At 49.1% G+C, this 13,937-nt stretch carries 16 protein-coding genes and 1 pseudogene; 15 read left to right on the top strand and 2 right to left on the bottom strand.

Annotation, left to right across the window (positions count from 1 at the left end; translation table 11 throughout):
• Position 1 precedes the first annotated feature (1 nt).
• The 6 genes from ACWXWJ_RS06940 to ACWXWJ_RS06965 all read left to right on the top strand — a co-directional run bounded on the left by ACWXWJ_RS06940 (position 2) and on the right by ACWXWJ_RS06965 (position 4,064).
• The gene (locus ACWXWJ_RS06940; RefSeq protein ID WP_035001489.1) at positions 2–925 is read left to right on the top strand and encodes a hypothetical protein; all 924 of its coding nucleotides are present in this window, start codon (positions 2–4) and stop codon (positions 923–925) included.
• A 211-nt stretch (positions 926–1,136) separates the two neighbouring features.
• Complete coding sequence (locus tag ACWXWJ_RS06945) at positions 1,137–1,550, top strand: hypothetical protein (RefSeq protein ID WP_035001492.1); 414 nt, start codon at positions 1,137–1,139, stop codon at positions 1,548–1,550.
• A 177-nt stretch (positions 1,551–1,727) separates the two neighbouring features.
• A complete protein-coding gene (locus tag ACWXWJ_RS06950; RefSeq protein ID WP_035001494.1) occupies positions 1,728–1,958 on the top strand; it encodes a hypothetical protein in 231 nt (76 codons plus the stop codon).
• Positions 1,918–2,682, top strand: a complete 765-nt coding sequence (locus ACWXWJ_RS06955; protein WP_473963954.1) for an RHS repeat-associated core domain-containing protein — start codon at positions 1,918–1,920, stop codon at positions 2,680–2,682. The genes ACWXWJ_RS06950 and ACWXWJ_RS06955 overlap by 41 nt, the downstream gene beginning before the upstream one ends.
• 13 nt (positions 2,683–2,695) lie before the next feature.
• Positions 2,696–3,118, top strand: coding sequence for a hypothetical protein (locus ACWXWJ_RS06960; RefSeq protein WP_473963955.1), 423 nt, complete (start codon positions 2,696–2,698; stop codon positions 3,116–3,118).
• Entirely contained in the window at positions 3,102–4,064 is a 963-nt protein-coding gene (locus tag ACWXWJ_RS06965; RefSeq protein WP_473963956.1) for a hypothetical protein, read from the top strand. Before ACWXWJ_RS06960 ends, ACWXWJ_RS06965 begins: the two co-directional genes overlap by 17 nt.
• A gap of 414 nt (positions 4,065–4,478) precedes the next feature.
• Here ACWXWJ_RS06965 and ACWXWJ_RS06970 read toward each other — a convergent pair whose 3' ends face one another.
• The gene (locus ACWXWJ_RS06970; RefSeq protein ID WP_473963957.1) at positions 4,479–4,907 is read right to left on the bottom strand and encodes a transposase; all 429 of its coding nucleotides are present in this window, start codon (positions 4,905–4,907) and stop codon (positions 4,479–4,481) included.
• Between the two features lie 356 nt (positions 4,908–5,263).
• Between ACWXWJ_RS06970 and ACWXWJ_RS06975 the strand changes: the two genes are divergently transcribed.
• The 9 genes from ACWXWJ_RS06975 to ACWXWJ_RS07015 all read left to right on the top strand — a co-directional run bounded on the left by ACWXWJ_RS06975 (position 5,264) and on the right by ACWXWJ_RS07015 (position 13,701).
• The gene (locus ACWXWJ_RS06975) at positions 5,264–6,472 is read left to right on the top strand and encodes an RHS repeat-associated core domain-containing protein (RefSeq protein ID WP_473963958.1); all 1,209 of its coding nucleotides are present in this window, start codon (positions 5,264–5,266) and stop codon (positions 6,470–6,472) included.
• Between the two features lie 5 nt (positions 6,473–6,477).
• Positions 6,478–7,371, top strand: a complete 894-nt coding sequence (locus tag ACWXWJ_RS06980) for a hypothetical protein (RefSeq protein WP_434817424.1) — start codon at positions 6,478–6,480, stop codon at positions 7,369–7,371.
• Complete coding sequence (locus tag ACWXWJ_RS06985; RefSeq protein ID WP_473963959.1) at positions 7,371–8,081, top strand: hypothetical protein; 711 nt, start codon at positions 7,371–7,373, stop codon at positions 8,079–8,081. The genes ACWXWJ_RS06980 and ACWXWJ_RS06985 overlap by 1 nt, the downstream gene beginning before the upstream one ends.
• 97 nt (positions 8,082–8,178) lie before the next feature.
• Complete coding sequence (locus ACWXWJ_RS06990; RefSeq protein ID WP_434817421.1) at positions 8,179–8,421, top strand: hypothetical protein; 243 nt, start codon at positions 8,179–8,181, stop codon at positions 8,419–8,421.
• A gap of 411 nt (positions 8,422–8,832) precedes the next feature.
• The gene (locus ACWXWJ_RS06995; RefSeq protein WP_473963964.1) at positions 8,833–9,966 is read left to right on the top strand and encodes an RHS repeat-associated core domain-containing protein; all 1,134 of its coding nucleotides are present in this window, start codon (positions 8,833–8,835) and stop codon (positions 9,964–9,966) included.
• Positions 9,967–9,979: 13 nt separating this feature from the next.
• Entirely contained in the window at positions 9,980–10,486 is a 507-nt protein-coding gene (locus ACWXWJ_RS07000; RefSeq protein WP_473963960.1) for a hypothetical protein, read from the top strand.
• Complete coding sequence (locus ACWXWJ_RS07005; RefSeq protein WP_473963961.1) at positions 10,487–10,987, top strand: hypothetical protein; 501 nt, start codon at positions 10,487–10,489, stop codon at positions 10,985–10,987.
• Between the two features lie 1,114 nt (positions 10,988–12,101).
• Positions 12,102–13,097 carry an ISL3 family transposase gene (locus tag ACWXWJ_RS07010; protein WP_473963965.1) on the top strand — a complete coding sequence of 332 codons (996 nt, stop codon included), beginning with the start codon at positions 12,102–12,104 and terminating at the stop codon, positions 13,095–13,097.
• Positions 13,098–13,272: 175 nt separating this feature from the next.
• Positions 13,273–13,701, top strand: a complete 429-nt coding sequence (locus tag ACWXWJ_RS07015; RefSeq protein ID WP_473963962.1) for a hypothetical protein — start codon at positions 13,273–13,275, stop codon at positions 13,699–13,701.
• Here the strand turns inward: ACWXWJ_RS07015 and ACWXWJ_RS07020 are convergent.
• Positions 13,698–13,937, bottom strand: a pseudogene (locus tag ACWXWJ_RS07020) (hypothetical protein); the annotation flags it as partial. The gene ACWXWJ_RS07015 and the pseudogene ACWXWJ_RS07020 sit on opposite strands and share 4 nt — an antisense overlap.

The raw sequence follows: 13,937 nt of genomic DNA on the forward strand, positions 1-13,937 counted from the left end.
GATGACATTGGAATTGGTAAAGCGGTGGAACGGCGTCAGTTCTGAACAAAATGCGCTTCTTGAGCCCTCAACATTCGGGCTTCACGAGGGCCGCCAAGACTACCGTGGCTTCCAATGGCGGAAAGAAAAGGTAGGTCGGCGTCTCGTACAAGGAAGAAACACCGCGGCTCACATCGACCTATCGGATGCGCATATCGAGGAGTGGATGGCGATCGACATCACGCTCGAGGACGTCGTTTGCCACAACGCAACGCTTCCGCGCTTGAAGTTTTCCGATTCGGCGTTAACGGATTGCCATTTCGCCAAATGCGACATGTCCTCAAACATCCAGAGCATCTTCGGCAAATGCACAATCCTGCACTCCACGATCGACTCCTGCACCGGCACCAACCAATGGCTAGCCGGAGCAAAACGCATCGCCGACTCAAGTTTGCTAAACCTCACCATCGCCGACATCGGCGTCCCCGAACCCAACGACGCACCCCTTATCACCAACACCACCATCACTGGAACAATCAAAAACTGCGTCATTGCCCAAACCAAAGGCGAACAACAACTCCTCGACACCGACATCAGCGGCGCCACGCTCAAAGACGTCGCATTCCCCGGCGTCAACATGGATTCAGTGACCTACGCAGAAGAACTATCCCCCTTCATCCTCCCCGACTGGCAACGCCACGAAGTACAGCTTTCCGATGCCGCCAACGCCGCAAAGCACAGCTCCGACCGGAACATCCACATCGCCGCACTGACACTTCTGAGCATCCTCAAACGAGAAAAAGAATCGTCCTACTGGATCAAAGACCGCTGGCCCCGTGGCAGCCGATTCCTCTACGAACTCCACCCCACCAACCAACTAGACCGAGTCCGACCAGGAATCATCCAGATCTACGACGACGCCGGGCTACTCCCGGAATCGTTCTAGAGGTGACGACCCTCGGGCATGTTATAGAGATTTGCCATGAGTGGCACGTATTCCGAAACACAATTAAAACTTGAAGTCAGCGTTGCGGTCGGAAAATTGAATTAGCACAGACTGTGTCCTGCTGAGCCGCGGAAATACGCCCAGCGCCGAGGGAAGTTAGCCACCCTTCCCGCGTGTGATACCACAAGAATTACGAGAGGATGACCGAACCATGGCATACTTCGCTGGCTGGGAATTTGTCGATAACGAATGGCACCTCGGCGACCCTGGAATTGGCCCCGCGGACAAGTGGATGTTTAGCATCGCGGAGACGTTCCTCGCCTTCATCACCACCAAATCCGCGGATGGAACCAAATCTGAATACTTCTTCGGCGCCAACCCCTCCCACGTCTACGACGTGCCTGCGGAAGAACTGCCAGCACCTGACAAGGACGCGTTCGTCAGCTTCTTTACCAGCCTCTACCCCACTCGCAGTGACAACATCCGCAATTTCCTCACCACGTCCTACGCCGGCCCAGACGCACACGAACCGACTTACACCCACTCACGTCAGTCCGGCACCGACCTACTTATCGAATGGTGCCAGGCGTTAGACATTCCCGCCCCGCCGCTTGAACGCGAATAGTAGTGAGCAATCGGATCTGACCCCTGTTTGGTAGACACCTGATGCCCGGCCCTGTTGGGTTGGGAAGAAAGGTAATCCCACACCACCAACACAGGCAGGGACCACACCCGTGACGCCTACAGCAGTGATACCAGGAACGACATTGCCGACCACAACGCCACACCAGGCACCCCAGGCATGACACAAGGCGTTGCGGGGAATCTGGGGGATGGCTACCTATGGACCGCCGACCCTGCCACCGGCGACATCATCGGACAAACCCGACTCACCCACACCACCAACAATACCGGCGTGACCACTGCGCATGATGGTGGACACCCAGAAAACAATCTCGACGACGTTGATACGGTCGAGCAGGCGCTGGTGGATGCGCAGTTCTTCACGCTTGTTACCGACCTTGACTGGTAGCCCACAAGACATCATCAACCCCACCACCGGCTATATTGCAGGCCTTGCCCGCCACAGTCTCTACGGCACACGCGCCTGGACCGGAACACACACCAGCCCACTACTATTCGCAGGACAATACAAAGATGCCGAATCAGGCTGGGCCTACAACCGCTTCCGCTACTACAACCCCACCCTGGGCGCCTACAATGCCCAAGACCCACTCGGGCTTGCCCCACGCCTCGCCTCAGCACAAGGGTATGTCGACCACGCAGCACACTGGGTAGATGTGCTCGGGCTACATGGTAGAGAGGCTCATCTAGGACCAAAGACGATCAAAAGCAAAGATACTGGAAACTTTCGAGGCGACTCGTACACGAAACTTGATACGGTAGGTTCCGAGGGCACCCCCATCGAACGACACCATCTCATTGGCCAACATGCTCTGAAGGAAAATGGAGTTAGTTCAAGACATACCCCAAGCATCATGATGGACAAGGCCGATCACGCTTTAACAAGAAATCATCAAAAGATGGCTGGACATGATGCCTTTAGACAAGTCGAGAAGGCACGAGTAAAAGAAGCAGCGGAGCTCGCAAAGAATGGTGATCGTTCTCTATACGAAGACATGCTACTAGATGAAGCTGCAGACATTGAAAAGCGGATTCCTGGTAAATACGATGTACCGCTCAATGAAGCATTAGACTTCTATATTGCGAATCCTGAAATAGCATTCCCCTCCTAAGAAAGGAACGATAATGGATTTTACACTGAACACTCCCAAAAACTTTCCGCTAGGCCACGCCAAAGAGTTTTACGTAGATAAAGTTGATAATTTTTATTATTCTGAAGAGGAGTGGGCTACCACTTTTTCAGGTTTTATAGCAGGCGAAGATCCCAAGAGAAACGTTTCTGGCCTATTCACGAATGGCGTCGCGTCAGAAATAATTATTGGCCCAACAATTGAAGATAGCTTCGCGGATATACCATTTTCCTACCCGATAGATCAGTTCATTTCTGCACTTGAGCAAAGAGAATACAGAGTTACGAACAGCGTCAATGAGTATGATGAGCTTATCCTGATTGTTTCGGACAGTTCCAAGAAGGTCAAAATCATATGTACCGATGGTGAAATTTCCGCAATCGTATGGAAGTCAGAAAGTAATGCACTCAATTCCTGAAGATATCAGTAGGATTCTTACCCATTGTAAATGGAAATTAGATAGCAACTCAGCTTGGCTAGTTTTAGCCAAGAACCGACATGCAATACTTTCATTTAGCGATAATGCTAATGAAGGTGGCGGTCTAGTACCCGAGTTCACCCCAGCTGAAATAGCGCTCTCGATAAATGGACGGGTTTATCGCCACCCATCTTTGAGCCGATCTCTTATTGGCGTGCCATACAAGTTTATGAAGAGTGGAGTGATTCATTCTTCTGCAAAAGATTTAATCCTCCAGACTACCAATTCTTTAAACTGCTTTGCTTCGACGATTTCGGAAGATTTGCTTGAATCAATTGTGGATTGCAAACCAGACCAGGAATTATTTCTCTTAAGCAGATCAAGATTGGATTCAGCTCTAGAAATAAAAAGATTGATCTCTAACCAGCCCTCACCTGGTGTGAAATATCTCGACAAAAAACAAATCTGCGGAATTACAAGTTCAGACCAAGAATTATTTCAAGAAGTTGATCAGTATTTCCGAATTAATGTCAATAGAACTCTTGACATCAGACCGATTTCAGAGTTTGCGAATAGACACAAATTCTCCCTAGTTAATTTGACAAACTGCGAAGTACTTAACACAGGATGTGAGATTGAATCGCCCGCCATTGAAACCCGTCGAGGTCGATTCCCTTGGTATTCTCCTGAACTACTAAGTTTTATATGTGACCTACAGTTGAAAAAACCTGCAACAATTAACAATAGTGACTTAACAGATGAAGTCAAGATAGTTTGGGTAGACAATGAAGGGGCTTTTTTTACAATGTTTATTGGTTTTACCGTTCAGGATAATGTATTCACCCTAGATATTGAACACAATTTCAAGCCAATTTCCAGTGCGCGATACCCACATGTGGACAATCTAGTCAAAGACATCAATTATTTCATTATGAAATGGAGTTAGAATCTAGCGCACAATTTTGACAATACACTTGCTTAGGAAGCTACATTACACAGACGCCAATAATACCATCTCTATGGGCGCTATTTGAAGCAGCACTTAAGAACTAGTTCAGTTTTATTATTGTTCTCTGTCTATCCAAACACACGGGAAAGCAAACGGTGGTACATCGAAACATCCTCAGGATTTGTAGAAGGAACAATCCTTGAACGGCTCGTGGAATGCGCATCAACGCTAGGTAGAACCACCGTGTCCTGAGGCAAATCCTCCGCCGATGCCCCCCCACCTTGACTACAGTCACCCTATTGGACTGCGCCAACTCCGTCAGATGGTGGCCAGGCTGATACAACCAACCATTCCGATCGTGATGACGATCCGCCACCAGCACCACATGATGAAGTGCCCCGATGTTTGTTCCTAGGCATTTGCCTTGATTTCTATTATTGCTAGCGGCGGGTGCTGCTCCCAAAACTCGATTTCCACCTCGACAACGTCATTCCACCTGCGAGTATGGATCAGCTCGTTCTTGTAGGAACCATTAACGTTTTCAGCCAGAGCATTGTCATAAGAATCCCCGACAGTTCCGGTGGAAGCGGCAATCCCATGCTGAGCAAGACACTCGTTGTAGACAACGCTGACATACTGTGAGCCGTAATCCGAATGGTGAATGAGACCTGTTGTTTCCTCAGCACACACGATCGTCTGGTTGAGAGCTTGCAGCGGCAACGCTTCGGTGCGCATGGAATCTGATAACGCCCACCCAACGATCCGTCGGGAGTAAACATCGGTGACAAACGCGGCATACACAAAGCCTTTCTTCGTGCGCACATACGTAATGTCGGCCACCCACAGCTTGTTCGGGCCTTGGACTGGCGATAACCACGCGAGGTGATGAACCCACCAGCTCGGTTATTCTTCAACGTCTTACAGATAAACTCGACAGAGAAACGATTCCGGTATTCATCGACGAACCGGATCATTTCCGACGTTTTGGGTCGATTTCCGACGCAAAAAGCTGAGGCAGCCTTTAGCAGCTCATTAGTGTCACGAAGCTCTTGATTTTCACGGCGTAGTTTCGCGTTTTCCGCTGCCAAGTCTTCAGGCACAGGTTCTGGGATGCTTCCCGCACGACGGGCCTGCTGGGTCCATTGACGAGCCGTGTGCCATGCCCCCACCTTTGGAGCAACTGCCTGGCACGCGGCTTGCATCGACATATTTTCCGCCAAGATGCGGTCCTCGACAAGACGGACCACACGGTCCTTCGCATCCTGGTCAAACTGTCTTGGCATATTCCAGATTTTCCCATCTACTCAAACGGAACAAAACCTGGGACACTTCACACCGGCAACCAGCTTGCAGCCGTGACCACCACCGTGGCTGCAGACAACCCTGCACAGGTAGGTGAAGGTTATGTGTGGACCACCGACCCTGCCACCGGCGACACACACGGACAAATCCAGCTGCGCACCAGCACCGCTAAAGACACCAGTGGTACCAAGCTAAACTCAGGCGCCACGGGTGACACCACCGTAGAGCTAGCAAACCCAGCCACCGAGTGGCCCCAAGACCATATTGATGCCACGTTCCACGCCCTAGTCGCTGACCTGGCCGGGGCTCCACAAGAACTGATCAACACCACCACTGGTGCCATCGAAGGACGAGCCACACAAACCCTCTACGGCACACGCACCTGGACCGGAACACACACCAGCCCACTACTATTCGCAGGACAATACGAGGATGCCGAATCAGGGTGGGCATACAACCGCTTCCGCTACTACAACCCCACCCTTGGCGCCTACAACGCCCAAGACCCACTAGGCCTTGCCCCTAGATTGGCCTCGGCACAAGGCTACGTCGACCACGCAGCACACTGGGTCGATGTCTTTGGGCTTGTGGGAAAGGATGCTCACGAACGCGCAGTTGGTGCAGCAAAGAGACTTGCTGAAGATCAAAATGCGCTCAAGACGGTGCACAGTACAGCAAATCGCGGGCAAAATACGGCTATGATGGTCGATAAGCAAAGAAATAGATACTTTGCCCATGGCGCAAGCACAGACATCAATCCTTCACTCTCGCCCAGCGACCTTGGATTACGTGAGAGTGACACTTTCGTTAGAGCTTCTGACTTGCCAAACCAACCTCCGCTAAATACCGCTCCAGGTCAGCCTGGTCACTATCAGAATCATGCTGAACAAAAATTACTTTCGTATGCTGAACGTAATGGGATTCAACCAGCAGAAATGCACTCAGTAATCCCTTTCTGCAGCACTTCACGAAGTAGTGAAACTGTTGGATGTTTGAATAGACTCCAATCAAGCGGCTTTTTTAGCCCAACTCCATCTTTATCTACACAATATCCTGTAATGTTTACGCAGCAAGGCGCCGCAATTATCAGAGGTGAATTCTAGAATAAATGCAATCTAATTCTAAAGAAAGTATACTCTGGAAGCCACTAGCTTGGTTTATTGATGGATGGCAAGAATCTAGAAACAAGCGAACTTCAGGCGACGAAACCTCGCAAGAGCAACTCAACGATCCACTTGCCCAATCCCTTTTGAAGGCATTTTTCACTGAGGCCTCTCCAGAACCAATGTGGATGACACAGCTCAAACAACTTGAAAACATCACTTTTCCAGATGTGCTCCCTCACATCGTGAATTGCTTTGTTCCCCACATACACAGCGCCTTAGTAAATGATTCCGACCTGCTCATTCTTGAATCATTTTTTCGTGAACTTTACGGCTATGGAATTGTAGTTCGCCATCGTCTCAGCCACCGACCTGATGACGGACAACTCGATGAGTTCGCTACTCAATGCAATAAGCGGATTCACGAGTTGGGAAGAAAAGCTGCCGAAAAAGGACCTCTTTCAACAAGCTCTGTCGAACCGATAGTTGGATCGAACCTCGTCATTATTGGAACTCATGGCGAAAAACTTGTAAGGCCCCTACAAGGATCCTCCCGCGAGGAAGTCATTAACGAGCTAACACACGTCAATTTCCCCTCGCCACGACCACAAATTCTTTTCTTAAGCTCCGGTATTCAACGTGGATTGCTTCTCATCCAAGGGAAGGAAATCCTTACGTTTCGAATCAGTACAGAAAACCTGATAAGTCTTGCCTGCTCATCTACTGGCCGATTTAATCCGGTTGGTCAAGGCGTGTCAGACTTGTTGATGCAGGACAATTACTTCCCCTTTATCGGTTCCCTCCATGGATCCACCAAAGAAATCGAAAATGGAATGTCTTGGTGGCGAATCAACCATGAACTCACATACCTCAATGAATTCGATGCTTATCTGTGCTAGTGCAAGAGGAAGATGATCATATGGCTGTTCAACAATGTCTCAACAATATTAGAGCTCTAATACACAAATCGCTGAGTGCCGAGATTGAACTGCAAAGCCGTTTCCTGGAGCCGGAGCAAGATTCGCCATCAGCACTACTCACACACCTTCTTGAGGATCTGACCGTTCCAAGTAACAACCAAGACTTTGAAGATTCTCCGCGTGGCGTACGCAACGCTTTGGAAACTCTTGTCACGGATCTAGCTGTTCCTGCTCTAGTTTCTGGAGGGTCCAGCGGACTCATCCTAGTGTTGGCGTGGTCCGAATTATGGGAATCGCAGTTCTACTCTGAGTACTCTACTTTCAGGAACCCCATGCTAGAAGAAGGAATGCTTAGTGATACGCAATCACTCGTAAATGGCCTCATAAACCCACTTCCTATTAATGGCGCCATTGATGTTGACACTCCAGATGGGAAGGCCCGCTTTAGCTATCAAAGAGGACCGACTGGTTGGGAATTCACTGGAAAATTTCCAAATGGAGTCCTGGTTGATTTTGCTCATCTGCTTTGCATCCTGACTTTCCAGGTACCTGCAGGAAAGTATGCAATCCCAATCAGCATGTATGAGATGCTGGAAGAACCGCGCCCTTTCCAATTACATCCCTTCGAATACCAAGGTAATCAAGAGCTTGGGAATGGACATACTTGGTGGCCAGAACAATCGAAGTAGTTTTACCTTGACCTCACTAAACGACTATCACCGCAGATTTGACCCTGTCATCACCAGAACCCTGAGTTTGACGAACGATTTATCAACATTGGACGTAATGGCCAAGACATTCATCGAGGTGTCGACTCCATTCCTCGAAGAAATTTCTCCCAAACTCATTGAAAGGCTAACGAAATCCGATTTCTCTCAAATTCACGAAATAGCGGAGCAATGGCTGGAAATAAGTGACGAAAGAACCTATCAGGCACAGACAGATCAAGAACCAAACGACGTGATAATCCACCTCGGAAAAAATCGGCACTTGCAGAAGCCGCTTGTTGCATCGACCCAACCAATGTGAACAAAGAAAATCTGTTCTACTTCCTGATAAGTCTGAGCTCAGTGGTAGTCGATCCGCAAAAAACCATGTCCAAGCAGATTCTATGAGTCCCAATGGCGCTTATGGAGTTTGATACCTTCGTTGTATGCCGACTGAAAGCGCAAACCTTTGCAACGGGATAGTAATAATCTAGATCTAGTTCTGACCAAATACACGGGAAAGCAGCCGGTGGTACATCGAAACATCCTCAGGATTTGTAGAAGGAACATTCCTCGAACGGCTCGTGGAATGCGCATCAACGCTAGGTAGAACCGCCGTATCCTGAGGCAAGTCCTCCGCCGATGCCCCCACCTTGACTACAGTCACCCTATTGGACTGCGCCAACTCCGTCAGATGGTAGCCAGGCTGATACAACCAACCATTCCGATCGTGATGACGATCCGCCACCAGCAGCACCCGCCGCAAACAATAAAAAAATCAAGGCAAAAGCCTAGGAACAAAACTAGGGGCACTTCACTCGGCCGACGTGTAGCCAAAGACACCATCAACACCACCACCGGAGAAGTCACCCACCGTGACGTGTTCACCCACACCGGTAACCAACTGGCAGCTGTTACCACCACCGTGGCTGCAGACAACCCTGCACAGGTAGGTGAAGGTTATGTGTGGACCACCGACCCTGCCACCGGCGACACACACGGACAAATCCAACTGCACACCAGCATCACTAGAGACACCAGTGGTACCAAGCTAAACTCAGGCGCCACGGGTGACACCACCGTAGAGCTAGCAAACCCAGCCAACAAATGGTCCCAAGACCACATCGATGCCACGTTCTACGCCCTGGTCTCTGACCTGGCCGGGGCTCCACAAGAACTGATCAACACCACCACTGGTGCCATCGAAGGACGAGCCACACAAACCCTCTACGGCACACGCACCTGGACCGGAACACACACCAGCCCACTCCTATTCGCAGGCCAATACGAAGACGCCGAATCAGGCTGGGCCTACAACCGCTTCCGCTACTACAACCCAGTCTTGGGCGCCTACAACGCCCAAGATCCACTCGGACTCGCCCCTAGATTGGCATCCGCACAAGGCTACGTCGACCACGCAGCATTCTGGGTAGACGTGTTCGGGCTGATGGCCCACTCAAACAAGCAAAAGTCCATTCAAGCAACTACTGAAATGAGAGGCGGTCCATACTCACATCTAGACACAACGGGACCGGCTGGGCAACGAGTAGAACGCCACCACCTAATTTCAAAGCAAGCCCTTAAGGCTACTGGTACCCCAGGGCACACCGTTGCGCCGTCAATCCAAATGGATATTGCAGATCATATGAAAACAAGGTGTCATGGAAGTCAAGGCATCAACGGTCAACTTCACAGGCAACGGGAAATTGACATGATAGATGAAGGACAAATTGGAGAAGCATTCAAGGATGAGGTTTCTACTCTTTACGAAGAACACGGAGATAAGTACCGTAGCGGACTTGAGGAAGCTTGGTCCCGCGCCCAAGAAATGGGTTGGATCACTCCCGAAGATCCATTCCCTCAATAGATAGAAGTAGATTATGGATTTCTTATCTCATGAATCACCACTGGAAAACTTCAAATTCCAGAAAGAACTCTACATAAACCTGATCGACCAAATTTCTTCCGCAAATAAAGAATTTTTCAATAGTTTCATCGAGAGCTATTCAAATTGGGTAGATTTTAAAGAAGACACACGAATACTTTCAGTACTAACAACCACCAAAACGGTACTGACTTACTCAATCTCATTTGACCGATTTCTAGATACTTTGGACGGTGAGAGAATTAATGAAGATCAAGATCATACATTTTGTGTGATGTTGAGCAAAGATAAGAACGTCTGCAAAATTGGTAATTCGATTATAGACGTCAATAGCATGCTTCAACTGATTTTCACTGACAACACATGTAGTTCATTGACATGGTGGAATCCGGATATCTATTCAGTGAACGAATTAGGTCTAGCCATCGAGGGAATTGAGAGAAATGAGGATGTCTCTCTTCTCGTTCAACCCGCATTGATCAAAGAGCAAGGAACTAGTTAAATGCCTGAATTAAACCCTGTCGAGGTATATAAGCTCAGAAATACACTAAATTTTGAACCATTCAGCTACGACTACAAAAAATTCTCAGTGAATTACTTTCGTAGTTCCACTTCTGATTTGTTAAATGAATTAGTTATTCCAATTAAGTCTAGTGGAATGCAGGATAGCTTGCCTGAAGTCTTCATCCAAGCTCCTTTCTTAATGGTAAGATCAGACGTCGCGGATCGTTTAATAACAAAGCTTAACGCTTCCCACACTCGATACAGCAAGACCATCTTCACTTGCGAGTCTGTTACCTACTATGGCATAAGAGCTTGGGATAATTTTTCACTAAATCCAAACGCATTAATCTTCAGAGCGTTCACCTCGCGCGAGTCAGAAAAGGATTCCTATTTACAATATTATTCCTTTGATTTTTTTCGCACATTGCGAGAATTGAAATTCGACTCTGGGATTGAGGCCGTTCCTTCTACCATTTATTACCAAGTTTTGGGCGAGTGACTATTACCATCCCTCAGGAAAGTTATAGCTAGTTAGACATATTTTGAATTGATCTCGCATCTGAAATATTTCATCCTAGCGGCAATTTCTCAATTTGAATCGCAAGTTAGGCTGTCTCATCTTTGCTGGGACTATCGTGGCCCTTTGTCTGCCACTTAGATGCAGACAGGCGTAAACGAGGGCGAGTTGCTAAGAGTCTGTTCAACGAACTAGCGACTGAACCGTCTGGATTCGCCAAAATTCACCAGCCTTGCGACATCTACGAACCCCTGTACTTTATCTTCAGCTCCTACAAGACCGCTCTCCACTCGAAAAGTGGAAAATAGTCCGCCCCTTAAACAGACTTTGGAATTGTTTCACATTCAACTTCCCGCGTACGACATTGAAGAAAAACCGTGAATGCGGTTTCAGAGCCTGTCGCGGCGACACACCAATCCGGATGCGGCTTGGGCAGTATGCTTCGCGACGAAAATCGCAAGGTACACGTTGAATAATACTACGGTGTCAATAGATTTCGTAACTGCAACACACGTTTCTGCAGTGAGACATTGACATTAGCCATAAGAAAACTGCACAGTTGGTATTTCGAGTGGTTCTGTGAGACTCGATATGCCCCCTGCGGCGCTGTAGCTGCAGATTTAGCATCAAACCAATCTTTAGGCCATTGTTGTTACAGGCAAAGTACACCATTCGGATCACGAGTAATTGTACATGGGCATTGTCACAACGAACTGTTAACAGTCCATGGGATCACCGGTGCAACTAAGAAGATCGGCGATAATACTCTCGCCATAATCGTCAACGGGGCTTACAAGAATGGATTCTTCCCACTCAGACAAGAAGCGACGATGTTGAGAGGGAGAGCGCGGCATTTGAATGGATGAATTGGTGGAACGAGTCACAGCTTGACCAAAGTCAAGACTTCCGTCGGCCAGCCTAAGATGGCTCTTCCGGTTTCGGGGTGCGTAGCGGGGTGAAGTAGAACACGACGGGTTCAGCGAGTCACCACAACATGTAGGGGTCCCTGATGTGAAGATGAAAGTTCCTACACAACCATCTAAACCCACCAGGAACCCGTACTGTCAAGCCTACTGGAAACCTCGTCGCCGACACTATCTGCCGTACCGCGGAAATCGGGCTTGCCATCACCGGTGCCGCTGATGCCGGACCGCTGACCATCATTGAGGCCACGCCAGTAGCCGTTATCGGCGTGTGCCCGGACTGCGGACAGCCAGGAAAACTGCGCGACCACCCCACCCTTCGACTCGTTGATCTTCCTGTTGTTGGATTTCCCACTAGGCTGCACGTAAAAGTCCCTAGATTCAGGTGCACAGCCGCCTCATGTAAGAGAAAGATCTTCCAAGAATCTTTAACCTGCGCTGATGACGGCGCCAAGCTCACCGACCGGGTTACCCGCTGGATCTTGCAACGCCTTGCTATTGACCGGATGAGTGTGTCAGCTACCGCCAAAGCACTCGGTATGGGCTGGGACCTGGTCAATAAAGTCGCACAGAACGCCTGCCGCCAGCTTGTCTACGGCGACCCCTGCCACCTAGACGGGGTTCGCGTCCTCGGAGTCGATGAACATGTATGGAAACGCACCAGAAAACCAGGCCAGGCATCAAACCTGGTGACCATACTCGTTGACCTCACCCCGCTGGTGGACGGGCGTGGGCCCGCACGTTTGTTAGACATGCGACCGGGCAGGTCCGCAGACGTGCTCAGCGGGTGGCTTAAGGAACGCAACCCCAGCTTCCGGGAGCAGATACAGGTAGTGACCATGGATGGGTTCACCGGATACGCCACCGCAGTCGAGGAGCAACTACCACAGTCGGACAAAGTCATGGACCCTTTCCATGTAGTGCATCTGGCAGCCGACAAGCTCACTACATGCCGACAAAGACTCCAACGCGAGACCACTGGGCGCCGCGGACGCAAAGATGTGCTCGCCTACTTTGATATCGGTGCCTCAAACGGCCCCGTCGAGGCAATCAACGGCAGACTCGAACACCTACGTGGCATCGCCCTAGGATTCAAAAACCTCAACCACTACATCTTGCGGTGCCTGATACACTCCGGACAACTACAGGACAAAATCAACGCACTCTAAAACCGGAAGGGTCGGTTAACGCGCAACAGGCTCTAGATAGAATTGGAGCTTCAAAGAATCAACGCATCGCTGCCTCGAGACCTGTTTGTCAATCTTGCCAAGAGACTGTCTTCACTGAGAATGCTGTCGATAGGATTGTTTCTTCGCCGACCCCCTTCAAATAGGAAGTGGAAAAATGACATTCAATAACCTACACCACAAGTTTGATCACCTAATTGAAAAAATTCTTCAAACTTGCACACAAACTGAAGTCCGAACGTTTCTCTACTCGAATGCGAAAACGTTCGTAGATCGCTATTCTGATCTCTATTCAAAGGAATTTACGCAAAAATTCAATAGTGACAATTTGGAAGACATCAGTGAAATTGCGATTCAAGAACGAGACCGTATAGACCACAAATCGAATTCTGAAGAGCTCACTAATGAATCAGATGCGCTACTAGATCGCCTTGAATTGGCGGGAATAGCAACCGAGATGGCGAGTTATTTGGATTCAAGCCCCCTCAATTCCAACGATTTATTCAACTACGTCTACTGCTGGGGAGTATTTGAAGACGATACGTCTATTATCGAAAAACTGAACACCCTAGTTACAAAGCCTTAACCGCCAAAGACCCTTGTCAATAGCCGGTGGTACATCGAAACATCCTCAAGATTTGTAGAAGGAACAATCCTCGAACGGCTCGTGGAATGCGCATCAACGCTAGGTAGAACCACCTTATCCTGAGGCAAATCCTCCGCCGATGCCCCCACCTTGACTACAGTCACCCTATTGGACTGCTGAAGTGTCCCAGGTTTTGTTCCGTTTGAGTAGATGGGAAAATCTGGAATATGCCAAGA

The sequence above is a fragment of the Corynebacterium sp. p3-SID1761 genome, assembly GCF_055862885.1.